The organism is Agromyces humi, assembly GCF_009720255.1.
Classification (GTDB): Bacteria; Actinomycetota; Actinomycetes; order Actinomycetales; family Microbacteriaceae; genus Agromyces; species Agromyces humi.
In genome coordinates this window covers 12,942-33,834 of sequence record NZ_WJSP02000006.1, presented here as the reverse complement: position 1 = coordinate 33,834, position 20,893 = coordinate 12,942, and the positions used below count along the sequence as shown (strand labels likewise).

Annotated in this window: 21 protein-coding genes; 13 read left to right on the top strand and 8 right to left on the bottom strand. The window is 69.1% G+C overall.

Annotated elements, in window-relative coordinates:
• Positions 1 to 59: 59 nt before the first annotated feature.
• The gene (locus GH736_RS01610; RefSeq protein WP_159599600.1) at positions 60 to 1,733 is read left to right on the top strand and encodes an ABC1 kinase family protein; all 1,674 of its coding nucleotides are present in this window, start codon (positions 60 to 62) and stop codon (positions 1,731 to 1,733) included.
• 150 nt (positions 1,734 to 1,883) lie between these two features.
• On the opposite strand, the gene GH736_RS01605 is transcribed toward GH736_RS01610, so the two are convergent.
• Positions 1,884 to 2,291 (bottom strand): TM2 domain-containing protein, encoded by a 408-nt coding sequence (locus GH736_RS01605; RefSeq protein WP_159599598.1) that lies wholly within the window; start codon positions 2,289 to 2,291, stop codon positions 1,884 to 1,886.
• 135 nt (positions 2,292 to 2,426) lie between these two features.
• On the opposite strand from GH736_RS01605, the gene GH736_RS01600 reads away from it, so the two are divergent.
• From GH736_RS01600 to GH736_RS01585, 4 genes are all read left to right on the top strand, one after another.
• The gene (locus GH736_RS01600; protein WP_235933793.1) at positions 2,427 to 3,716 is read left to right on the top strand and encodes a wax ester/triacylglycerol synthase domain-containing protein; all 1,290 of its coding nucleotides are present in this window, start codon (positions 2,427 to 2,429) and stop codon (positions 3,714 to 3,716) included.
• Between the two features lie 97 nt (positions 3,717 to 3,813).
• Positions 3,814 to 4,350 (top strand): flavodoxin family protein, encoded by a 537-nt coding sequence (locus GH736_RS01595; RefSeq protein WP_159599596.1) that lies wholly within the window; start codon positions 3,814 to 3,816, stop codon positions 4,348 to 4,350.
• A gap of 76 nt (positions 4,351 to 4,426) precedes the next feature.
• On the top strand, positions 4,427 to 5,434 hold the full coding sequence (locus GH736_RS01590) for a zinc-binding alcohol dehydrogenase family protein (RefSeq protein WP_159599623.1): 1,008 nt from the start codon (positions 4,427 to 4,429) through the stop codon (positions 5,432 to 5,434).
• Entirely contained in the window at positions 5,431 to 6,801 is a 1,371-nt protein-coding gene (locus tag GH736_RS01585; RefSeq protein WP_159599594.1) for an MBL fold metallo-hydrolase RNA specificity domain-containing protein, read from the top strand. Before GH736_RS01590 ends, GH736_RS01585 begins: the two co-directional genes overlap by 4 nt.
• 61 nt (positions 6,802 to 6,862) lie before the next feature.
• Here GH736_RS01585 and GH736_RS01580 read toward each other — a convergent pair whose 3' ends face one another.
• A complete protein-coding gene (locus GH736_RS01580; RefSeq protein ID WP_159599592.1) occupies positions 6,863 to 7,699 on the bottom strand; it encodes a universal stress protein in 837 nt (278 codons plus the stop codon).
• A 149-nt stretch (positions 7,700 to 7,848) separates the two neighbouring features.
• Here GH736_RS01580 and GH736_RS01575 point away from each other — a divergent pair, with 149 nt between their 5' ends.
• Positions 7,849 to 8,286, top strand: a complete 438-nt coding sequence (locus GH736_RS01575; protein ID WP_159599590.1) for an Hsp20/alpha crystallin family protein — start codon at positions 7,849 to 7,851, stop codon at positions 8,284 to 8,286.
• A gap of 37 nt (positions 8,287 to 8,323) precedes the next feature.
• Here the strand turns inward: GH736_RS01575 and GH736_RS01570 are convergent, their stop codons facing one another.
• Positions 8,324 to 8,962, bottom strand: coding sequence for a response regulator (locus GH736_RS01570; protein WP_159599588.1), 639 nt, complete (start codon positions 8,960 to 8,962; stop codon positions 8,324 to 8,326).
• The gene (locus tag GH736_RS01565) at positions 8,959 to 10,665 is read right to left on the bottom strand and encodes a sensor histidine kinase (RefSeq protein ID WP_159599586.1); all 1,707 of its coding nucleotides are present in this window, start codon (positions 10,663 to 10,665) and stop codon (positions 8,959 to 8,961) included. Before GH736_RS01565 ends, GH736_RS01570 begins: the two co-directional genes overlap by 4 nt.
• Before the next feature lie 208 nt (positions 10,666 to 10,873).
• Between GH736_RS01565 and GH736_RS01560 the strand changes: the two genes are divergently transcribed.
• From GH736_RS01560 to GH736_RS01535, 6 genes are all read left to right on the top strand, one after another.
• Entirely contained in the window at positions 10,874 to 11,683 is an 810-nt protein-coding gene (locus GH736_RS01560; RefSeq protein ID WP_159599584.1) for a universal stress protein, read from the top strand.
• Positions 11,684 to 11,834: 151 nt separating this feature from the next.
• Positions 11,835 to 12,365 (top strand): hypothetical protein, encoded by a 531-nt coding sequence (locus GH736_RS01555; protein WP_203230616.1) that lies wholly within the window; start codon positions 11,835 to 11,837, stop codon positions 12,363 to 12,365.
• Between the two features lie 14 nt (positions 12,366 to 12,379).
• On the top strand, positions 12,380 to 12,814 hold the full coding sequence (locus GH736_RS01550; protein WP_159599582.1) for a pyridoxamine 5'-phosphate oxidase family protein: 435 nt from the start codon (positions 12,380 to 12,382) through the stop codon (positions 12,812 to 12,814).
• 301 nt (positions 12,815 to 13,115) lie between these two features.
• On the top strand, positions 13,116 to 13,457 hold the full coding sequence (locus tag GH736_RS01545) for a hypothetical protein (RefSeq protein ID WP_159599580.1): 342 nt from the start codon (positions 13,116 to 13,118) through the stop codon (positions 13,455 to 13,457).
• A gap of 219 nt (positions 13,458 to 13,676) precedes the next feature.
• Positions 13,677 to 14,087: a universal stress protein gene (locus GH736_RS01540; RefSeq protein WP_235933792.1), complete on the top strand. Its 411-nt coding sequence runs from the start codon at positions 13,677 to 13,679 to the stop codon at positions 14,085 to 14,087.
• Between the two features lie 134 nt (positions 14,088 to 14,221).
• Positions 14,222 to 14,722: a DUF305 domain-containing protein gene (locus GH736_RS01535; protein ID WP_159599576.1), complete on the top strand. Its 501-nt coding sequence runs from the start codon at positions 14,222 to 14,224 to the stop codon at positions 14,720 to 14,722.
• 64 nt (positions 14,723 to 14,786) lie between these two features.
• Here the strand turns inward: GH736_RS01535 and GH736_RS01530 are convergent, their stop codons facing one another.
• Positions 14,787 to 16,676 (bottom strand): heavy metal translocating P-type ATPase, encoded by a 1,890-nt coding sequence (locus GH736_RS01530; RefSeq protein WP_159599574.1) that lies wholly within the window; start codon positions 16,674 to 16,676, stop codon positions 14,787 to 14,789.
• 298 nt (positions 16,677 to 16,974) lie between these two features.
• Here GH736_RS01530 and GH736_RS01525 point away from each other — a divergent pair, with 298 nt between their 5' ends.
• Entirely contained in the window at positions 16,975 to 17,820 is an 846-nt protein-coding gene (locus GH736_RS01525) for a universal stress protein (protein ID WP_159599572.1), read from the top strand.
• A gap of 130 nt (positions 17,821 to 17,950) precedes the next feature.
• Here GH736_RS01525 and GH736_RS01520 read toward each other — a convergent pair whose 3' ends face one another.
• From GH736_RS01520 to GH736_RS01510, 3 genes are read right to left on the bottom strand one after another with little or no spacing between them, the layout of a single operon-like run.
• A complete protein-coding gene (locus GH736_RS01520) occupies positions 17,951 to 18,715 on the bottom strand; it encodes an FAD:protein FMN transferase (protein WP_235933791.1) in 765 nt (254 codons plus the stop codon).
• A complete protein-coding gene (locus GH736_RS01515) occupies positions 18,715 to 19,224 on the bottom strand; it encodes an FMN-binding protein (protein ID WP_159599570.1) in 510 nt (169 codons plus the stop codon). Before GH736_RS01515 ends, GH736_RS01520 begins: the two co-directional genes overlap by 1 nt.
• Positions 19,221 to 20,639: a ferredoxin reductase family protein gene (locus tag GH736_RS01510; RefSeq protein WP_235933790.1), complete on the bottom strand. Its 1,419-nt coding sequence runs from the start codon at positions 20,637 to 20,639 to the stop codon at positions 19,221 to 19,223. The genes GH736_RS01515 and GH736_RS01510 overlap by 4 nt, the downstream gene beginning before the upstream one ends.
• Positions 20,640 to 20,893: the final 254 nt, after the last annotated feature.

The following is a 20,893-nucleotide window of genomic DNA, read 5'->3' as shown; positions in this document are numbered from 1 at the left end:
CTGGCGCAGCGGGTGCCGACCGGTGCGTCCCGATACCCCCCGCGCGTAGGGTCGGAGCCATGAACGAGGAGGAGCTGGTCCGATCCGACCAGACGCACGCCCGCCGGTACCTCGAGATCGCCTCTGCCTTGCGCCGCCACGGACTCGGACTTCTGGCGGGACTCATCGGGATCGATCGAGTGATTCCCGATCGAGGAACCGCGGAGTCGGCACCCACAGCGAATGCCGATTCCGCGGCGCATCTGCGGGCGGCGCTCGAGGAACTCGGCCCGACGTTCATCAAGCTCGGCCAGGTGCTCTCCACAAGGTCGGACCTGCTTCCTCCCGAGTTCATCGCCGAACTCGCCAAGCTGCAGGATGCCGCACCACCGGTGCCTGTCGAAGTGATCCGGCAGGTCGTCCGCAGCGAGCTCGGCGCCGAGCCCGAACAGGTGTTCGCCTCCTTCGACGACCGGCCGCTCGCATCCGCCTCGATCGGACAGGCACACACGGCGACCCTCGACGACGGAACACCCGTCGTCGTCAAGGTGCGACGACCCGGCGCGGTGGCCCAGGTCCAGACCGACCTGGAGATCCTGCAGAACCTCGCGACGAGAGCGAGCCGTACGTGGGCGTTCGCCAGGGACGTCGATGCGGTGGGACTCGTCGCGGAGTTCGCCGAGACCATCCGGAGCGAGCTCGACTACCTGAAGGAGGGACGGAACGCCGACCGGTTCGCCCACGACTTCGAACACGACCCGAGCGTCGTCATTCCTCGCATCTACTGGGACCACACCACCTCCCGCGTCCTCACGCTCGCACGCGTCGACGGATTGAACGTGACCGACGGCGCGGCACTCGATGAGGCCGGCGTGAATCGGGACCTCGTGGCCCGACGAGGCGCGGACATCGTGCTGAAGATGATCTTCGAGGACCGCTTCTTCCACGCCGACCTCCACCCCGGCAACCTCTTCATCCAGCCCGACGGCACGATCGCCCTCATCGACTTCGGAATGGTGGGCGTGATCGACGAGGAGCTCCGAGATCACCTCAGCCGCATCTTCATCGCCATGGTCAACGGCGACGCCGAGATGCTCACGACCGCCCTGATCCAGGTGTCGGTCACCGGCGCCTCGGTCGACCGCAGGACGCTGCGCGACCAGCTTCGGACATTCGTCTCGCGCTACCGCCTGCAATCCGTGGCCCAGACACCGTTCGCCAGGATGATCGCGGAGCTGTTCGTGATCCTGCGCAGTAACCGGGTTCGCCTCCCACGCGAGATGATCCTCCTCTTCAAGGCGCTCCTGCTCGTCGAGTCGCTGGCCATGCGGCTCGATCCCGACTTCCGCCTCGGGGCAGCGCTCGAACCCTACGCGGAGCGGCTCGGCTGGGAGCGATTGCGAGCCTCAGTCGTCGCGAAACGCTTCGCGAGAGCCTCGATCGACCTCAGCGAGCTGGCGCTCGATCTCCCGGGCATCGCTCGCCGGCTCGTCGACGTGGCAGACACGACCGGCATCCAGGTGCACCTGCGAGCCGCCGAACTGGAGCCGCTGGTAGAGCGTGCAGAGCGCATCGGGAACCGACTCGTTGCCGGCATGGTCGGGGCGGCATTGATCAGCGGGATCGGCGGACTCGTGGCCTCCGAACGCCGCTGGCGCTCATGGGAGGGAACGATGGTCGGCGCCGGGCTCGGCGCCATCGGCGCGCTCAGCGCCTACCTTGCCTGGACCGCGAGGCGGCGGCGCCCCCGCTGACGTCCCGGACGGCGTCACTGCGCTTCGGCGTGACCGACGCGCCGTCGAGGAAGACGGTACCCCGCCTCCGTCTTCGCCGAGTGGGCCGGGTCGGTGGGCGCTGTGCCTCGGCATCGCATGGGTGGGTGCTCACCACCTGATCTCACCTCATCACTGCCCCTGCCACCAGGGCATCATCGGGCCGAACTGTTCCGGCACGTAGACGAAGACCCGCGAGATCGCGGTCGTCAAGAGCCAGAGCCCGAAGCCGGCGGCGGTGATGATCCAGGCGATCATCCTGTGCTGCTCGAAATCGGGCAGCAGGCGACCTTCCTTGTCGCGCTGCACCCCGGCGAGCGTCAGGATGAGGTCGATGAGCCACCAGATGCCGAAACCCCCAAGCGTCAACAACTTCAGGATGCCGGTACCGACCTTGCCCAGGTAGAAGCGGTCGACCCCGAAGAAGCCCAGCAACCACGCGAACATCCACGTGGCGATGAACGACCGGTCGGATGCTGGAGCGGGCTGGGCTGGAACGGGCGCACCGGAACTCGGTGCAACGGGCGGATACGTGGACATCGCAGCCTCCTTCGACGCCATCACTCTGCGCTTCGCTGCCGCCGCCGCTCGGGCCCAAAGTCCCCCGACGAGTCCACGCGCCAACGACAGGACCTTCGGTCCTGCGCGGAGGTTCGGGCCGGTTACCGTCGACATGTGCGCACCTCCATGCAACGACTTGCACCGGCCGACGAGGCCAACCTGGTGCTCGATCGTCCCGGTCAGGTCAACGTGTTCCTCGTGGCCGGCACGCTCTCGCCTGGTGGATTCGTCGGGGACGACGGAGGCGTCGACCTCGCGACGCTTCGCTCCGCCCTGTCCACGCGGATCCGACGACTGCCCGCGCTCCGCCACGTGGCGGTGCGCGTCGGCCGGCGGCATGCGTGGGCCGACGCTCTGCCCGACTTGGCGCACCACGTGCGGCTCGTGGATCCGGAGACCGTGCCGATGACGCTCGAACGACGATGTGGCGAGTTGATGACCGTTCCGCTCGACGGTCACCGTCCGCTCTGGGAGCTGCTGCTCGTTCCGGGCGAGAACGGGTACGACGCCGCCTTCATCCTGCGGATCCACCACGCGATCGCCGACGGGACGTCAGCCGTGGCGTTGGTGCACGAGCTCTTCGACCCCGAGGAACCGATGACCCCATCCGCGATGGCTGCCACCGAACCAACCGGACACCGCCGGGGACCCGGGCCGGAACGGCATGCGCGGCGGATGCCTCACAAGGTGTGGTTCGGACTGCAACGAGTGTTGACCACGATCGGAGGCCGAGGCGTCTCCACCACGATGCTGCTCGGCGAGCGAAGTCAGCACCGAGGTGTGGCCTTCGTCGATGCTGATCTGGGTGCGCTCGAACGCCGCGCGGCGTCCGTGGCTGCGACCGTCAACGATGCCCTGCTCGCCTCCGTCGCAGTGGGCTTCGAAGCGGCGCTCCGGGCCGCCGGCGAGGCCGTCCCGGCAGCGCTGCCGGTTTCGTCACCGGTCGCGTTGCGGAGGAACGGCCCGGCGAGCAACCAGGTCGGGGTCATGCTGGTACGCCTCCCGCTCGCCGCGGCCGGATCCGGTGACCGCCTCCGAATCATCAGCGCTCAGACGCACATCGAGAAGTCGCGCGCCCGAGAACAGGGCACGCTCGAACTGATGCGGGGCCCGCTCGGAGCGCGCATCATGAATCGTATCGCCCACCGGCAGCACGTCGTCGCCGGCTTCGTGACCAACGTGCCGGGGCCGGCGGCGCCATTGCGGCTCGCCGGTGCACCCATCGTCGCCATCTGGCCCGTCGCGGTCCTGGCCGCCAACGTTCGACTCGGCGTTGCGGCGATCTCGTACGCCGGTCGTCTTCGTTGCGCGGTTCACTTCGACACGCAGCACGTGCGGGGGTTCGAGTTCGCTGTTGCCATGCAGGACGAGCTCGCGCGACTGGTCGACACTGCTCCGGGCTGAGCGCCGACGTGCCGACATGTGAACCTGCAGGGCGTGGGACCTTCGCCCCATCGTCGCCGGCGCAGGCACGTGAGGCTGGCTCTGGAAGGGAGACGTGATGACAGCCATCGTGCTCTACGAATCGATGTTCGGGAACACCCGCGAGATCGCCCGAGCGATCGGCGACGGCCTCTCGGACTTCGTGGATGTTCAGGTGAAGCCGGTGTCGGCCGGTGCCGAACTGGCGGATCACGAACTCGTGGTGGTCGGTGCGCCGACCCATGCGCACACGCTGCCTCAGCCGTCGTCGAGGGAGGATGCGGCGAAATGGGCCGCTGATCCGGAACAGCATCTCGTCCTCGAGCCCGACGCGTTCAAGCCCGGAGTGCGGGAGTGGCTCGAGTCCCTCTCGACCGCGCCCACCGCCTGGGCGGCATTCGGCACGCGGGTGGACATCCCGCGGATCTTCGCGGGCGATGCGTCCGCCGGCATCGAACGACGCATGCGCCACCAGCTTCACTCACGACCGGTTGCCGAGTCGGCGTGCTTCCTCGTGACCACGAAGAACGCACTGGTGGATGGCGAGCTCGACCGGGCCCGCGAGTGGGGGCGTTCGCTCGGACAGGCTGTGACCACCCGACAGCCCGCCCGTTGATGGGGCCTCGGGAGGCGGTCGTTCCGATCACGGGTGTGACCGAGATGCGCGGAACCAGAGCGGGATCGTGACGACGATGCGTGCGTGGAGGACTGGCGTGTCCGCGGGAGCGCTCGATCTCGTCGCCTCGCCAGTGCCCGTACCGGCCGCCGGCGAGGTGCTCGTCCACGTGCTCGCCTGCGGCATCTGCCGCACCGACCTGCACGTCATCGACCAGGAGATCCCGGTGCACCGCCCCGGCGTCACACCTGGCCACCAGGTGGTCGGTCGTGTGACGCAGCTCGGCGCCGACGTCGAGGCCCTCTCCATCGGTGATCTGGTGGGCGTCGCATGGTTGCGTCACACCTGCGGCGCGTGCGACTGGTGCAGGGCAGGCTCCGAGAACCTCTGCCCGCACTCCGAGTACACCGGCTGGGACGCCGACGGCGGATTCGCTGACACCACGGTCGCTCCAGCTGCGTACGTGTATCCCCTTGCCGCCGACGTGGACCCGATCACGACCGCGCCGCTGCTGTGCGCCGGGATCATCGGGTACCGAGCCCTCAGCCGTGCGAATCTCCCCCCGGGCGGACGTCTTGGTCTCTACGGTTTCGGCTCGAGCGCTCACCTCGTGGCACAGATCGCGATCGCCTTCGGCGCTCGCGTCTCGGTGATGACGAGGGGCGCGCAGAACCGGGAGCTCGCCCGGAAGCTCGGCGCCGGATTCGTCGGTGAGGAGGCGAGCGTCCCGCCGGACCCGCTCGACTCCGCCATCGTGTTCGCCCCGGACGGTGCCCTCGTACCCGTCGCGCTCGCCGCAACTCGCAGCGGCGGCACAGTGGTACTGGCTGGCATCGAGATGTCGGATACTCCGTCGATGTCGTACGAGGCGTCGCTGTTCCGGGAGCGCGACCTGCGAACGGTGACTGCCAACACACGGGACGACGGCCGAAGGCTCCTCGATGTTGCCGCGAGTCTCAGGTTGACGCCGACAGTGACCACGGTTCCCTTCGAGCAGCTGGACCAGGCGATTGACGACATCCGCGCCGGCCGCGCGCGCGGGTCGTTGGTCCTCGTGGTGGACGATCAGGGAGGTCCGACATGAATCAGCGGAATGCGCGTCTGCAATTCCTGGGTGCCGCCGACACCGTCACCGGCTCGCGCTACCTCATCGAGAACGGGTCAGCACGGGTCCTCGTGGACTGCGGGCTCTTCCAGGGCTACAAGGTCCTGCGTTCGAGGAACCGCGCACCGTTCCCGGTGGAACCAGGCCGGATCGACGCCGTCGTCTTGAGCCATGCGCACTTGGACCACAGCGGGTACCTTCCGGCGCTGGTCCGCGACGGATTCCGCGGCCCGGTGTATGCGACCCCGGGGACGATCGAGTTGTGCGGCGAGCTCCTTCCCGACAGCGGCTACCTCATGGAAGAGGAGGCTCGGCACGCCGCATCCGGACGTTGGGCCAAGCATTCCGAACCGCGACCGCTCTACACCGCCGACGACGCGGTCCGTGCGCTCGACCGGTTCCGCGCACTCGACTTCGATGAGACCCGGCGGATCGCCGACGACATCGACGTCTCGCTCGTGCCGGCCGGTCATATCCTCGGCGCAGCGGGCGTCAGAATCACGACTGGCGGACGAACGACGCACTTCACGGGAGACCTCGGGCGTGCGGATGATCCGCTGATGCGGCCGCCCCGGCCGCTCCAGCCGGCCTCGGTGCTGGTCACCGAGTCGACCTACGGCGATCGACGGCATTCGACCACCGATGCGGAGACGGTGCTGGGTGACGTCATCCGGCGAGTGACGCGCCGTAGTGGCGTCGTACTCATTCCTGCGTTCGCCGTGGGACGCACGGAGACGGTGCTGCTGCACCTCTCGCGACTGCGCGATCGCGGTCAGCTGCCGGACGTGCCGATCTTCCTGAACAGCCCGATGGCCGTCGACGTCGCGGCCATCTACTACCGTCATCCTGAGGAGCACCGTCTCGATGCCACTGAACTCGCCCGCATGTACTCGCTGGCGACGCAGATCCACTCGGTCGACGAGTCCAAGCTCCTCAACCTCCGCGGCGGCCCCATGGTGATCATCTCGGCGAGCGGCATGCTCACGGGCGGACGCATTCTCCACCACCTCGCCGCGTACGGCCCGGATCGCCACAACGCGATCGTGCTCACCGGCTACCAGGCGGGCGGCACCCGCGGCTCTTCGCTGCTCGCCGGCCAACGGAGCCTACGGATCTTCGGGCAGGACGTGCCGATTCGCGCCGAAATCGTCACGATGGACATGATGTCCGCTCACGCTGATGCGGACGGGTTGCTCGGCTGGATGCGAGCAGTCGAGGAACCGCCGGAGTCGGTATACGTCACGCATGGGGAGCGGGCAGCGGCTGACACGCTCCGTGCGCGCATTCAACGTGAACTGGGTTGGTCGACGCGGGTTCCAGAACATCTCGAGCGCGTCGACCTGTGAGGTGATCAGCCTGTGAGGTGATCAGCCTGTGAGGTGATCAGCGCCTGCGCGGGCAGGTGCCTCACGCGGATGGCTGGACGATGAGCACTGGTGCGGGCGGCTCCACCAAGAGGTCGTGGCTGACCGACCCGAGGAAGAACCGGGTGAAGCCGCCCGCACCATGGCTTGCGACGACGAGCAGCACCGACGTGCGGCCGATGTCGCGAAGCACCTCCGACGGCACGCCCCGTTCCAGTCGCCCCGTCGGCCGCGCCCCCGACGCCCGCGCGAACTCGACCGCCTCGTCGAGCAGATCCCGGTGGATCTCCTCGAGGGTGTCGACGTCGGACCCGTAGTCCAGAAGGGCGTTGTCCCACTGCACGGGCACCTGCCAGGCATGCACGATCTCCAGCGGTGCGCCGAGGCGTGCGGCTTCCTCGGCGGCGACGTCCACCGCCATCAGCGACGCCTGCGAGCCGTCGACCCCGGCGACCACCGCCGTCCGCCGTTCCGACATCGACATCGCCGGGATGACCGCGACAGGCCCGCCGTTGCGACGGCCGGCCAGGCGCGATCCGAGCGTCCACCTGGTCGTTCGACGGTGACTCGGCCCGCCGACTACGACCAGCGTGTCGGCGCCGAGCCGTTCCTCGAGCGCTTCGAGCGCGGAGCCGTGCACCGTCTCCGTCTCCACGCGGAGCTCCGGATGCGTCGCGCGAAGGCGTTCCGCAACGTCCATCATTCTCATCCGCTCCGCTGATCGTTCACCGGTCGCCTGGAGGTACTCACTCCCGGTGGACCTGCCCCCGATGGCATGAACCAATATCAGCGGGGACTCGCCGCAGTGCTCGGCGGCCCATTCGATTGCCGCCTCCGACTCGGGCGACCCGTCCCAACCTGCGACGACCTTGGTGAACATGCCGACAGGATTTCGTTGTCGCCGCCCCTCGCATAGGTCCAAGGTCACATTGATCTCGACGGGCCACCCGGCGCGCATGCGCGGGACCTTCGGCCCGGGCGTGTGAAAGCGGCGTTCCTACCGTGGAATCGATCTGGAAGGAGACCATCATGGCCACGTCACTCGCACGGTTCGACCCGTTCAGCGATCTCGCCGCGCTACGAGACCGACTGCTCTCGGAGATGTCCACGGCGACAGGACGCCACGCTGCGCCGACCACCGACATCTACACCGAGGACGACTCGAAACTCACGATCGAGGCCCACCTCCCCGGCTTCACCGAGGACGACGTCGACGTCGACGTCGATGGCGGCGCGCTCGTCATTCGTGCCCAGCGGCAGGAACGCGAGGCAGATGAGGACGCGACGAAGAAGTACGTCGTACGCGAGAGCAGCTCGAGCTACTACCGCCGCATCATCCTGCCCGAGCAGGCCGACGAAGGCGCAGCGACGGCGACCTTCAATCACGGCGTGCTGCGTGTCACCGTGCCGTTCAAGGAGCTGCCCTCTCCCCGCAAGGTGGAGATCACCCCTGGCACGGGCGACTGACCGCCCATCCGACGCACGAGCATCGCGACCGCACCTGTCATGCCGGTGGGTCGCGGCGCTCCAACTCGAAGACGGCGGCTTGGGTGCGACGTTCGAGACCGAGTTTGCGCAGCAACCCCGAGACATAGTTCTTCACGGTCTTCTCGGCAAGCCCGAGCTTCTCGCCGATCTGGCGGTTGGTGAGTCCCTCGGCGATGAGTGCCAGCACCTGTCGCTCGCGCAACTGCAACGACCCGAATCTCGGGTCATCACGGTCTCCGGCTGCGGCCCGCTCGGCGACGTGACGAGTGGCTGCAGTGTGGAGCAGGGATCGGCCGCTGGCTACAGCGCGGATGTCCTCGACGAGGCGCGACCCCGACACGTTCTTCAACACGTAGCCCGACGCTCCGGCGAGGACGGCGGACAGGGTGGCCTCGTCGTCATCGTAGGCGGTGAGGATGAGGCAGCCCACCGCGGGATGTCGCGATCGCACCTCTCTGCACAGTTCGATGCCATCGCCATCCGGTAGCCGCACGTCGAGTACCACGACGTCGGGAAGCGTCGCTGCGATGCGAGCGAGGGCGTGCGTCACATCTCCGGCCTCCCCCACGACCTCGAGGTCGGGTTCGCGATCGAGCAGTTCCGCGATGCCGCGTCGGACGATCTCGTGATCGTCGACGAGGAAGATGCGTGTCACCGGGGCCCTCCGATCGCGTCGTGATCGGCATTCGATTCTGTGCCCGGCGCCGGCACCGTCCACTCGATCGTGGTGGCGCCCGGCCCCGAGTCGATCCGCAGGTTGCCGCCCCGACGTTCGGCGCGTGCCCGGAGGTTGTCGAGCCCGCTTCGGCGCCCCTGCTCGGGTATGCCGACTCCATCGTCCTCGACGAGGACGCGCGCCGACGTCGCGTCGACGGTGACGGAGACGCGGATCTGCTCTGCCTCCGAGTGCCGTACCGCGTTCGACAGCAACTCTCGAGCTACCGCCGTGATGTCGCCTCCGATGGGTCCGCCGAGGACGAGGTCGACGGGCCCGGCGAAGCCCACGGCAACCGGATTGGCGAGACCGGAGGAGGCCTCGGCGACCACGTCGAGGATGCGGTGGCGTAGCGAGTCCTCCGTCCCACGCGGTCGCATGGCGAAGATGATCGTGCGGATCTGCGCAATGGCGTCATCGATCGTCTCGGTTGCGCCGAGAAGCCGCTCTGCGGCCGGCGTCGAGGACTCTCCCGCCAAGGCCTGGAGTTCGAGTCCCACGCCGAAGAGCTGTTGGATGACGTGGTCGTGCAGGTCACGTGCGATCCGGGCCCGGTCCTCGGTCCGCTCGGCACGCTGGCGCTGTTCGCGTGCCTCGGCCAGCTCGATCGCCAAGCCGACCCGGCCGGCAAGGTCGTCGGCGATGTCGAGATCGGCCGGGCCGAACGGCGGTCTGCCCGGCTCACGTGAGACCACGATGACGGCCCACACCGAGTTCCCGTGCTTGAGTGGCACGGCCATCACCGGGCCCGGGTCGCGCCCGACCGTGATCGCAAGGGCGTCCGACGAGTCGGAGTCGCGTGCGCCGGGAACAGCCCGCGACGCACCCGTCTCCACTGACAGCGATGCAACGGTGTCCATGGCCGAGACGACGGCTCCCGACATCCGGTCGGCACCGAGACCCCGTGCCTCGACGACACGCAACGTGAGGGGTTCGATGCCGGGAAGAAGAATGCAGATCCGGTCAGCCGTCGACCGAGCGGCGAGTTCATCGGCGAGCAGCGAGATCGCCGTCGAGCTGTCCGAGTCGAGCAGCGCGGAGGCGATCTGGGCCGACGACGCCGTCCACTGCTGGCGCAGCAGCGTCTCGTCGAACAGGCGTGCATTCGCGATCGCAAACCCCGCCGTCCCCGCGAGCGCCGCGACGAGTTCCTCGTCGTCTCGGGTGAACTCCCCAGACCGAGGCTCCGTCAGGTACAGGTTGCCGTACACGTCGTCACGGACGCGCACCGGCACCCCGAGGAATCCGTCCATCGGTGGATGTCCCGCGGGAAAGCCGACCGAACGGGGATCGTCGGTGATGTGCTCGAGTCGGATCGGATGCGGGTCATCGATCAGCGCGCCGAGGACCCCACGACCCTCGGGAAGGTGGCCGATCGCCGCCACCTGCTCGGGCGGCATCCCGACGTGGATGAACGCCTCCAGGCCTCCGTGCTCGGCGATGACGCCGAGCGCCCCGTACCGGGCATCGACGAGCTCGACCGCGGCCTCGACGATCCGCTCCAGGACGACCCTGAGTTCCAGTTGTTGCACGACCGCCTGCGTTGCGCGCAGCAGTGCCCTGAGCCGGTCCTGCGCGCGCATCACCTCACCGGCGCGATCCACCAACTCGTGGAGCGCACGGTCGAGATCTGACTCCGGCATGCCGGGGACGGATCCTGATGGCAGCTGACCGGGCACGGGCACCTCCGGAGCGTCTTGTCCGCAGGCTACCATCGGGCACAATCCGCCGACAGGCGGGCCACGGGACCAACGGCCCGCCACCGACGATCCGGTCGGGAGAGCATGGCCGCGTACCGGATCCTCCCGGCGAGCGCGCACGGGAGGCCGTTGACGTCGGAAGGCGGCCACGATGAACAGGACGATCCTCGTCGGCATCGACGGTTCGGTGGCGAGCCGCGCAGCGATCGCGTGGACGGTCGAACGAGCCGCCGCCCTCGATGCCGGCATCACCCTGCTCACCGTCGTCGACGACGAATGGGGCACGATCAGCGATCGGGATCTGAGGGAACTCCGCGGCGACGCGGAACAGCTCGCTGCACGTGAGCTGGAGTTCGCACGGGGAATCGCAGGTGGTGACGTGCCGGTGTCCGCTGCCGTCGAGGTCGGCGCCCCGATGCTCGAGCTCGCGGGTTCCGCATCGGAATACGAGTCGGTCGCGATCGGCTCGCACAAGTCTGGAACCTTCCACGGACATGCGCTGGGCGCCCGCGGACTGCAGCTCGCGGCCACCGCCCCCGTGCCGATCGCGATCGTCCCGTCATCGTCGACGAACGGACGCCGCGGCGTGATCGTCGGCGCAGGCACTGCGCCGGGCTGGATCGAGGCGGTGCGCTTCGCCGTGCGTGAGGCAGCTCGGCTCGCGGAGCCGGTCGTGGTGCTCCGGTCCGACCGGGACACGCCGTTCGATGACCGCGCGCTGCGATCGCTCCTCGATGCCGCCGATGCTGACGACGCACCCGTGGACATCGAACTCCGGCACACCACGACGTCGGCGGGAGAGGCGCTCGCGAGTGCGTCGAGGCGCGCGATGCTCACCGTCAGCGGCCGCCCGACGGTGCCTGGTGCTCGCGGCTACCGCCCCCTCGGGCGGACCAACAACGACCTGATCATGAACGCCGGCGGCCCAGTCGTCATCGTGCCGCACTCGACCGACGCCTGAGGGCGAGTGGGGCGCCCGGGGCGCCCAGCGTCTGCGACGAGGACGAGGACGAGCATCTCGCGCCCCACCGCTGCACGTGACGCAGCCCTGACCGGCGACGGTGGGACCTTCGTCCCCAGGGCCGTTCGTGGTCAGGAGCACGATCGTTGCCATGAACCCGCACCAGGCAACTCGCACCTCCCTCCTCGCCGTCGAAGCGTTCGTCGCGGTGACGGCGTTCGCCGGCGGTCTCGCGCTCACGCTGGGTGCGATCATCCCAGATCTCTCGTTGGTGATCACCCCGCCCGAGGAGTATCTCGAGGGCTCGCCATTCTCGTCCTACCTCGTGCCCGGCCTCCTCCTCACGTTGGTACTCGGAGGCGTCAACGCGATCGCGTTCGTCCTGCTCCTGCGTCGGCGATCGTCGGCGTTGCTCGCTGCAGCGGCGGCCGGCTATGCCGCGCTCATCTGGATCTTCGTGCAGATGATGGTCATACCGTTCAGCTTCCTGCAGGCCGTGTACTTCACGGCTGGGTCGGTAGAACTCGGCCTCGTACTGCTCCAACTCGGCCTTCTCCCGACCGCGCGGGCGACACATCGACGTGCCACGTTCGTGAGCCCGCCCCAAGCCGACGGCGTCGACGGCGACACCCGGGTCGTGTCGTCGGCGGGACCTTCGACCCGCGAACGACCCGCGGATTGACGGAGCCTGTCAGCATGGAACCCAACGATGACACTCGGGCCACCCGTGAGCTCTCGGCCGAAGAATGCTGGGAGCGGATCGAAGCCGCGCCATACGGACGCGTCGCGGCGACAGCCGCCGGAGAAATCGACATCTTCCCGGTCAATCACGGGGTCGACCATGGGACCGTCGTCTTCCGGACGGCAGCCGGTACCAAGCTGCTCGAGCTCACGATCAACGACCGTGTCGCGTTCGAGGTGGACGCCTTCACGGAGACCGACGCCTTCAGCGTCGTCGTGAAAGGGCTCGCGGAAGAGTTCGACCGCCAGGGCGAGGTGTACGCCGCGGAACGACTCGGCATCACCCCATGGGCGCCCGAGGAGAAGGATCGCTGGGTCCGCATCACACCCACCGAGATTCACGGCCGGACATTCGCCCGTGCCGACGCGCAGCCTCGTGCCGACAGCTGAGGAGCCGCGGAGCGCAGCGTCGTCGCCGCCCTCGCACCCCACGAACGCGCCGCGAGACCCTCCCTTCTCCATCGGCCGCTGGATCGTCGCGGTCACATCGGGCGAGGCACTCGGGTTCACATTCGTCGCTGCCGTCGCACTCACCGTGGTCGGCTCTGCGTTGGAAGACCCATGGCGGTATCTCGTACTCGTCGGCGCGGGCGCGGTCGAGGGGGCGATGCTCGGGGCGGCGCAGCTCGCCGGAATGGGCGCACGCCGCCCGACTCCCCGGAAGTGGATCGCCGCAACGGCACTCGGGGCGATGATCGCGTGGGCGATCGGCTTGCTTCCGAGCACGCTGGGCGTTCCACTCGCCATGCCACCCGGCATGGTCCTGGTCGTCGCGGGTGCGACAGCCTTGCTGGCGAGCATCCCAGTGCTGCAATGGCTGGTCATTCGGCAGCGGACGCATTCGAAGCGATGGATCCCCGTGAACATGGGGGCCTGGGCGATCGCCATCCTCTGGACGTTCGCGCCATCGCCGATCGTCGACGACTCGACCGAGATCGCCGTCCTGCTTGGGATCTACACGGTCGCCGGTCTCTTGATGGCGGCCACCGTCGCGGCACTCACCGCCCGCTCGGCACGCACGTTGTTCAGCTGACGGATGCACGGGATTCGCCGCGACGGCGGCGAGTTCCTTCGACGTCCTCGACGACCCTTGGCCCGCGCCATGGGCCGTATGTCCCAGCGATGCCGCGGGGGCGATGTGACCTTCGACCCAACCCGACCGCCCCGTGCATCCGACACTCGCACTATGTCAACACCCACCACGCCGGGAGAGGCGCCCGCCGCGAAGCCGAAGGGGACCGGCGGCGAGATCGTGGTCGGCGTCGATGGATCCGCTCAATCCGTCGCCGCACTCCGGTTCGCCGCCGAGCTGGGCGGCAGGCTCGGCGTCGCCGTCCACGCGCTCGCCGTGTGGAACTACCCGACGCTGCTCTATGGCAATTACTACTACCCGGAGTCGGACGTCACTCCAGAGGAAGACGCGACGCGCGTCGTCGAAGGAGCGATGCAAGCTGCCTTCGGCACTGTCATCCCCGACTGGGTGACCGCAGCCATCCAACGAGGTCGACCGGCTGACGTCCTCATCGAACAGTCGAAGGACGCGATGATGCTGGCCGTGGGCACGCGCGGGCATGGCGGTTTCACTGGCCTGCTCCTCGGATCGGTCAGCTCCGCGTGCAGCGCACATGCCCACTGCCCGGTCCTGGTCGTGCACGACGGCTGACCTTGCAGGGAACGATCATGTCGGTAGGAAAGGACCGCGCGGCCGGGATCGCCGCAGTCGTCATCACGGTCGGCGTCGCCCTCTCAGGCTGCACCATCGACTTCGACGGCCCCGACGACGACCGTCACGCGGGGATGATGAACGGCTCCGAACCGGCCAGCGGCATGATGAGCGAGTCGGACGAGTTCGGCCGCGTGGACATCATGTTCGCCAGAATGATGATCCCTCACCATCAGCAGGCCGTCGACATGTCCGAACTCGCGCTCGCGAAGGCGACCGACACCGACGTTCGGGGATTGGCCGAGCGCATCCGCGATGCCCAGGGTGCCGAGATCGAGCTGATGGAGAACTGGCTCGAGGAGCCGGAAGGGCGCATGACCGTGGGTGACAACGGCATGGGCGTGGGCATGAGCGGGATGCTCAGCGTGCGCGAGATGGCCGCACTGGAAGGTGCGACGGCAGCCGAGTTCGACCGACTGTACCTCGAGGGCATGATCGATCATCATGAGGGTGCGATCCAGATGGCGCAGATGATCCTGAACTCGGAGAACCCCGAGGTGGCGGCGCTCGGACGCGCTATCGTCGAGAGCCAGTCCGCTGAAATCGAGCAGATGGAGCAGATGCTGGGCGAGTAGGTCGAGCGCGGGTGCCGCTGCGTCCTGTGACGCCATCAGCTCGGCCGAGGAACGACGGCGCCACTCACCGTGGCGATCGCGAGTGCGACGTCGCTTCAGCCGCCGACGACTGAACCGCCGCCTTCTCGTCGCGTCTGACGCCGATCGCGCGGAGGGCGGCCAGGATGGTCGCCAGGTCGACGACCTCCTGGAGCAGCGCACCGGCCGTCGCGGGAATGAGGCCGAAGGCTGCGACGATCATCAGCGCGACGCTCACGATGATCCCGAGCCAGATGCTCTGGAGGGCGATATGCACCGTGTCACGCCCGATCTCCACTGCCTTCGCGGTGCGGGAGATGTCGTCGACGAGGATCACCGCATCGGCCGACTCGCTCGCGGCGGTCGCGCCCTTCGCTCCCATGGCGATACCGACGTCGGCGGCCGCGAGCACCGGTGCATCGTTCACGCCGTCACCGACCATGATGACGGGGCGTTTCGCAATCGCCGCCACCTCATGCACCTTGTCGGCCGGTAGGCACTCGGCGCGGACGCTCGTGATGCCGATCTCCGCGGCGATGTGGTCGGCCGTCGCCTGTGCATCGCCGGTGAGCATCATGGTCTCGTGTACGCCGAGCTCGTCGAGTCGGTCCAGCGTGGCCTTCGCGTTGTCGCGCACGCGATCGCTCGCGAGCAGCGAGCCGGCGAAGCGCCCGTCGATGGCGACGTACACCGCAAGCTCGCCCGCGGCGATCGTGGTGCGCGCGGCATCCGGTGCACGGTCAGCGACGAACGTGAACTTCCCGACCACGACCTCGCGACCCTCGATGCTCGCTTGCACGCCGTTCGTCGCCTGCTCGCTCGCTCGGTCGGCCTCGGTGAGCCGAATCCCGCGACTCCGTGCGGCGTCGATCATCGAGGCCGCAAGCACGTGCGAGGAGTACTGCTCGGCGGATGCCACGAGGCCGAGCAGCTCGTCGGCTCCGAAGCCGTTCTCGGGGCGGATCGCGACGAGCGTCGGCGCGCCGTAGGTGAGCGTGCCGGTCTTGTCGAAGACGGCGGTCTTCGCGCCAGCAAGCTGCTCGAGCACTCCCCCGCCCTTGACGATCACGCCGTTGCGTGCGGCGCGGCTCATCCCTCCGATGAACGCGACGGGCGCGGCGATCAGGAGGGGGCACGGCGTCGCGAGCACGAGCACCTCGGCGAACCGCACCGGATCGCCCGAGAGCCACCACGCGACGCCGGCGAGCGCGAGCGAGAACACGGTGAACGGCACCGCGTATCGGTCGGCCAGCCGCACGACCGGCGCCTTCGAGTCGGCGGCTTCTGCGACGAGCGCGACGATCTGCTGGTACTGGCTGTCGGCAGCGGTCGCCGAGGCGATGATCTCCACTGCGAGTTGGCCGTTCACCGAGCCGCTCAGCACCTGGTCGCCGGCCACCTTCTCGGCAGGCACGCTCTCGCCCGTGATCGACGACTCGTCCATCGAGGCCTCGACGGAGCTGAGCGTCGCGTCGACCGGAACGATCTCGCTCGGACGCACGAGCAGGACGTCGCCCGGGCGCACCTCGTCGGCGCGGATGTCGACGATGTGGTCGTCCTGCATGCGATGCGCCAGCTGCGGTGCCCGAGTCAGCAGGGCATCGAGCTCGCGCTTCGCGCGGCGGCTGGCGTAGTCCTCCAGCGCCTCACCGCCCGTGAGCATGAGCACCACGAGAAGGGCGGCGATGTACTCGCCGACGAGCACCGTCGCGACGATCGCGGTGACCGCCAAGATGTCGAGGCCCCAATGCCCGCGCAGCATGTCGCGCACCATACCGACCGCCTGCCATGCAGCGATCGCGAGCGCGTAGAGGCCGAACACCCACGGGACCGCCGCGGCGGCGCCCGAGACGGCGAGGATGATGCCGATCACGCCGATCGCGATCGTCAGCGTGACCAGCCGATATCGAACGGCGAGCCTCAAGGTGCGGGCCATACGTCGATCCTCCCGCAACGGCGGGTCGCAGGGGCAGCACTCGAATCGTGCGGGCTCGTGCACCCTGTCAGCCCTACTCGACGAGATGCTCCATGTTCGAGCTGCGCTCGACCCTTCACGTCGTGGTCATGATTTCACGATCATCGCCACGTGTCGCCGGTCGGTGGTGGCAGCCAAGGGCTTTGGTCCCGCGACGCGATGTCCCAGACGGGGGGCGCCGGATATGACCTTCGTCCCGACGGTAGCGCCCGCGCCGATGAGACCGTGGGCAGAAAGCGACTCGCGCTCCAAGAGGCAGGTGACCGGCGTGTTCGAGAAGATGGTGGTCGGATGGAACGGCAGCGACTCGTCCCGACGTGCGCTGCAGTGGGCACTCGCGCATGCAGACGGAATTCCGCTCGTCGTCGTCCATGTCGTTCCCGGGCGCGCCCGCTCGAGCGACGGGCTCCCCGCTGGCGGCCAGCTCATCGAAGCACGCGCCCAGCTGCTGGAGGCTACCGACGACATCCGTGAACGGCACCCCGAACTTCGGCTCACGACAGTGACGGTGCAGGGCGACCCGCTCGAAGAGCTCGACGACTACGTCGCAGCGGGCACGCTCACGGTCGTCGGCGCACGTACCCGTGGCCGGCCAGGGCGATGGAGCTTCGGTGGGCGCCTGGCTGGACAGCCGGGGGCTGGGGCCGTGGCCGTGATCCCCGACGAGTACGGCGCGAGCGAACGATCCGGCGTGATCGTCGGCGTCGACGGCTCAGCCACCTCGATCGACGCCATCGCAATCGCCGCGGACGAGGCGAAGCGATCCGGGGAGGCGGTGACCCTCGTGCACGCATGGGAGCCTCCGTCGCTCTGGGAGAGCGCCTACGACGAGCATGCCGAGGGCATCGGGATGGTCGAGGAGATGCACCGCCAGATCCTCGACGACGCGCTCGCCTTCGCGAACGCGCTCGACGCCGCCCCGCGGGGACGTCTCGAGCAGGGTGGCGCGGCAGAAGTGCTCTTGGCCGAGTCTCGCGACGCTTCGGTGCTCGTGATCGGAAGCCACGGTCGCAGTCGTGTCGCCCGGTTTCTGCTCGGGTCCGTGAGCCAGGACGTGCTGCTCGCTGTGACGACGCCGACCATCATCGTGCGCCCGGATCAGTGACGTCACAGGAAGAAGACCCGTACCTCGCCGGTGGCGAGCTCGGACCGCGTGCCCTCGGCCTCGATGCGGATCGGCGGGGCCTCCCCTTCGGCCGAAATGACCACGTTCCCGCATCTCCGAAGGCATCTCATCACGCAGCCCGCGGCCACCGCGGCGTGGCGAGGAGCGTGCCGTCGCTTCGCACGGCGAGGACGTCGACTTGCTCGCAGGCGGTCAGCTCGTCGAGGGTTGCCTCGCCGCCGGCGATGATCGCGGTGGCGACGACGTCGGCGGTGACGATGTCGGCCGCGGCGACGCTGACCTGCACGAACGACGCATCCCTCACGTCGGTGGGCGACCAGATGTGGTCGCCGCGCTCGGCCGTGCCCGAGGTGGCGATCGCGCGTCGGGCATCTCCGAGCGGCAGCGACGCCACCATCGCTCCGCGGTCCCCCGGGTCCGCGATGCCCACGATCCATGGCGAGCCGCCTGCCCGCAGCCCACTCACGAGCACGTCCCCGCCCGCGTCCACTCCCCACTCGTCGACACCCGTCGCCCCGATCGCCTCCCCCGCCTCGGCGATGGCAAGGGCCTTCACGACGCCGTTCAGGTCGATCACCCCGTCGGCCCGATGCGGCGTGAACGCGCCGCCGGTGCGCGCCCGCCACGCCACGGCGAGCGCGTAGGCGTCGCGGAGCTCCACGCACGCGTCGCTCAGGGCGAGCTCGCCCCTGGCGACCCGGCTCAGTTCGGAGTCGGGCCGGTAGAGGCTGCACCGGCGGTCCCACCGCTCGAAGACGGATGCCGCGATCACTGTCGCGCGTGCCGCCACCACGTCGCTTCCGCCCGCGCGCACGCTCACCACCGTGCCCATCGCGGCGAACGCGTTGGGCGGGAGCGTACGGGCCTGCACCATCAGAACCCCGCGGCGTCGAGCGCGGCTTGGAGGGACTGCACGTAGGCGTCACTCGTGTAGGTGGCGCCGCTGACGAATGACACCGACGCGGATTGCGACTGGAGCACCTCGTCCCGCAGGATCGGCGCGGCCCGGTTGCTGATCGACACCGAGCGTCCGTCATGGTCGGTGAGCTGCAACGGCGTGACGTCGGTGATGGCGCCCCCCGAGATCGTGACCTGCACCTGCACGTCGCCGAACCGCGTGCCGACGGTCGTGCCCGGGTAGGTGCCGTCGGCGACACCGGACCCGGCCTGCTGGGTCGTCGAGCCGGTGGCGGCGGCATCCGTCGCGTCGGTCGTTCCACTCGACGAGCCAGACGAGGCATCCGTGCCGCCCGTCGTCTTCGAGGTGCCGCCGTTCGACGCAGTGGTCGCGGCGGGATCGGTGCCCGCGGTGCCGAGCTGCCAACCCGTGAGGAGGACCGCGGCCGAGGCCGCAGACGCGATGACGAAAGCTCGTGCCCTCACCAGTCGAACCTCTCGTGGTGGATCTGCTCGGGACGCAGGCCCGCTGCCCGGGCCTCGGCGACGACCGCCTCGGACCAGCCCAGCGGACCGCACACGTAGACGTCGGAGTCGACGACGGACGGCGCGAACTCCTTGAGCGAGAGGCCCTGCTGTTCGGCGTCGGCGCTCAGCCATCCCGCACCGCGCGCACCCGGGATCGTGATGAGCGTGGCGCCGCGCGCGCGGCAGAGCTCGCGCAGCTCCTCCAGCAGCCAGCCCTCGTCGACGCTCCTGGTGCGAAGGAGCACGGTCGCCTCGCCCGGCCGGAACCGCGCCGACTCGAGCAGCGACCTGACCGGCGTGACGCCGATGCCCGCCGCGACGAGCACCAGGCGGCTCCGGCTGCGGGACGCCTCGCTGAAGATGCCGTACGGCCCCTCGAGCGCGACCCGCGTGCCTGGGCGGATGCTCGCCAGCCCCGCCGACCCACGACCGAGGGCGCGCGCCGTGATCCGGAGGGCTCCGCCCCGCGGCGCCGCCGACAGCGAGTAGGGATGCGCCTGCCACCACTGCCCTCGGGTCAGGAACCGCCACACGAAGAACTGCCCGCCGGTGGCGCCGAGCCGCTCGAGGTCGTCGCCGCGCAGCCGGATCGAGACGACGCCGTCGCCGACCGGCCCGACCGGCTCGACCGCCTCGACCACGAGCCGGTGCCGCAGGGTGCGGTACACGGGCACGCCGAACCGGTACACGACGACCGCCGCGAACGCCGCGATCGTCAGCAGCAGCCAGTACCACCGCTGCCACGTCCCCTCAGCGAACAGCCCGCCGAGGCTGAACTGGTGGGGCAGCGCGCCGAGCACCGCCCCGTACACGAGCAGGTGGATGCCGTGCCACACCTCGTACCGGAACCGTCGGCGCACGGCCACCAGCGAGGTGACCACGACCGCGACGAACAGTCCGAGGCCCAGCAGCGCGAGCGGGATGTCGGGCGTGTTCCACAACGACACGACCTCGCCGATGAGCCCGCTGCCGTCGGCGACCGCGTACCCGGCCACGAGCAGCACCGTGTGCGCGAGCAGCAGGACCAGCACCGGCTTGCCGAGCCGGCGATGCAGCCCCATCGCGGCATCCTGCCCGACGGACCGCTCGATGAGCGGCACCCGGGCCGCGAGCACGAGCATGACGAGCACCAGGTCCGTCGCGATGAGCCCCGTCACGATCCCGAGCGCCGTCAGGGCGCCGCCGGGGTCGCCGATCCCCGCGGCGCCGCCGTCGGCGAGGAACAGCGCGACCGCCATCGCCACAGTGGCCACCGCGGCAGCCTGCAGCAGGTCCACCCGCCACAGGCGACGCGCGGCCCTGCGCCGCTCGGGCGCCGCGATCTCGCGCGACCCGCGCTCGAGGCCCCGTGCGTCGTGCAGGAGGAAAGCCATGTGGACATGGTCGGCGCCAAGGCTATCGACCCCCATTGGACGGCCCGCATGTTCGCTGAGAATGGCCCCCCGGCCCGCGCTCAGACCCTCAACGTTGCACGAGTCAGACGTCAATCGCCCTTGCTCTGGCCTCGTTCGCTGGTCACGGCCCGCCCGCGATCCCGATCGATACGCTCGTCCTCCAACTCGCCACGCAGGAAGTGCTGTCCACGCAAAATGCGCCGCCTCCTTGCACAAGCGCGGCAAGGAGCTCA

Excerpts from the sequence above, each read along its gene's own strand:
- GH736_RS01535 (WP_159599576.1), top strand. The coding sequence starts at position 14,222 with ATGATGAACGGCTCCGAACCGGCCAGCGGCATGATGAGCGAGTCGGAC.
- GH736_RS01580 (WP_159599592.1), bottom strand. The coding sequence starts at position 7,699 with ATGTTCACCAAGGTCGTCGCAGGTTGGGACGGGTCGCCCGAGTCGGAG.
- GH736_RS01520 (WP_235933791.1), bottom strand. The coding sequence starts at position 18,715 with ATGGTGCAGGCCCGTACGCTCCCGCCCAACGCGTTCGCCGCGATGGGC.
- GH736_RS01530 (WP_159599574.1), bottom strand. The coding sequence starts at position 16,676 with ATGGCCCGCACCTTGAGGCTCGCCGTTCGATATCGGCTGGTCACGCTG.
- GH736_RS01560 (WP_159599584.1), top strand. The coding sequence starts at position 10,874 with ATGAACAGGACGATCCTCGTCGGCATCGACGGTTCGGTGGCGAGCCGC.
- GH736_RS01510 (WP_235933790.1), bottom strand. The coding sequence starts at position 20,639 with ATGGCTTTCCTCCTGCACGACGCACGGGGCCTCGAGCGCGGGTCGCGC.
- GH736_RS01595 (WP_159599596.1), top strand. The coding sequence starts at position 3,814 with ATGACAGCCATCGTGCTCTACGAATCGATGTTCGGGAACACCCGCGAG.
- GH736_RS01590 (WP_159599623.1), top strand. The coding sequence starts at position 4,427 with ATGCGTGCGTGGAGGACTGGCGTGTCCGCGGGAGCGCTCGATCTCGTC.
- GH736_RS01585 (WP_159599594.1), top strand. The coding sequence starts at position 5,431 with ATGAATCAGCGGAATGCGCGTCTGCAATTCCTGGGTGCCGCCGACACC.
- GH736_RS01565 (WP_159599586.1), bottom strand. The coding sequence starts at position 10,665 with ATGCCGGAGTCAGATCTCGACCGTGCGCTCCACGAGTTGGTGGATCGC.
- GH736_RS01550 (WP_159599582.1), top strand. The coding sequence starts at position 12,380 with ATGGAACCCAACGATGACACTCGGGCCACCCGTGAGCTCTCGGCCGAA.
- GH736_RS01575 (WP_159599590.1), top strand. The coding sequence starts at position 7,849 with ATGGCCACGTCACTCGCACGGTTCGACCCGTTCAGCGATCTCGCCGCG.
- GH736_RS01545 (WP_159599580.1), top strand. The coding sequence starts at position 13,116 with ATGATCGCGTGGGCGATCGGCTTGCTTCCGAGCACGCTGGGCGTTCCA.
- GH736_RS01610 (WP_159599600.1), top strand. The coding sequence starts at position 60 with ATGAACGAGGAGGAGCTGGTCCGATCCGACCAGACGCACGCCCGCCGG.
- GH736_RS01605 (WP_159599598.1), bottom strand. The coding sequence starts at position 2,291 with ATGTCCACGTATCCGCCCGTTGCACCGAGTTCCGGTGCGCCCGTTCCA.
- GH736_RS01555 (WP_203230616.1), top strand. The coding sequence starts at position 11,835 with ATGAACCCGCACCAGGCAACTCGCACCTCCCTCCTCGCCGTCGAAGCG.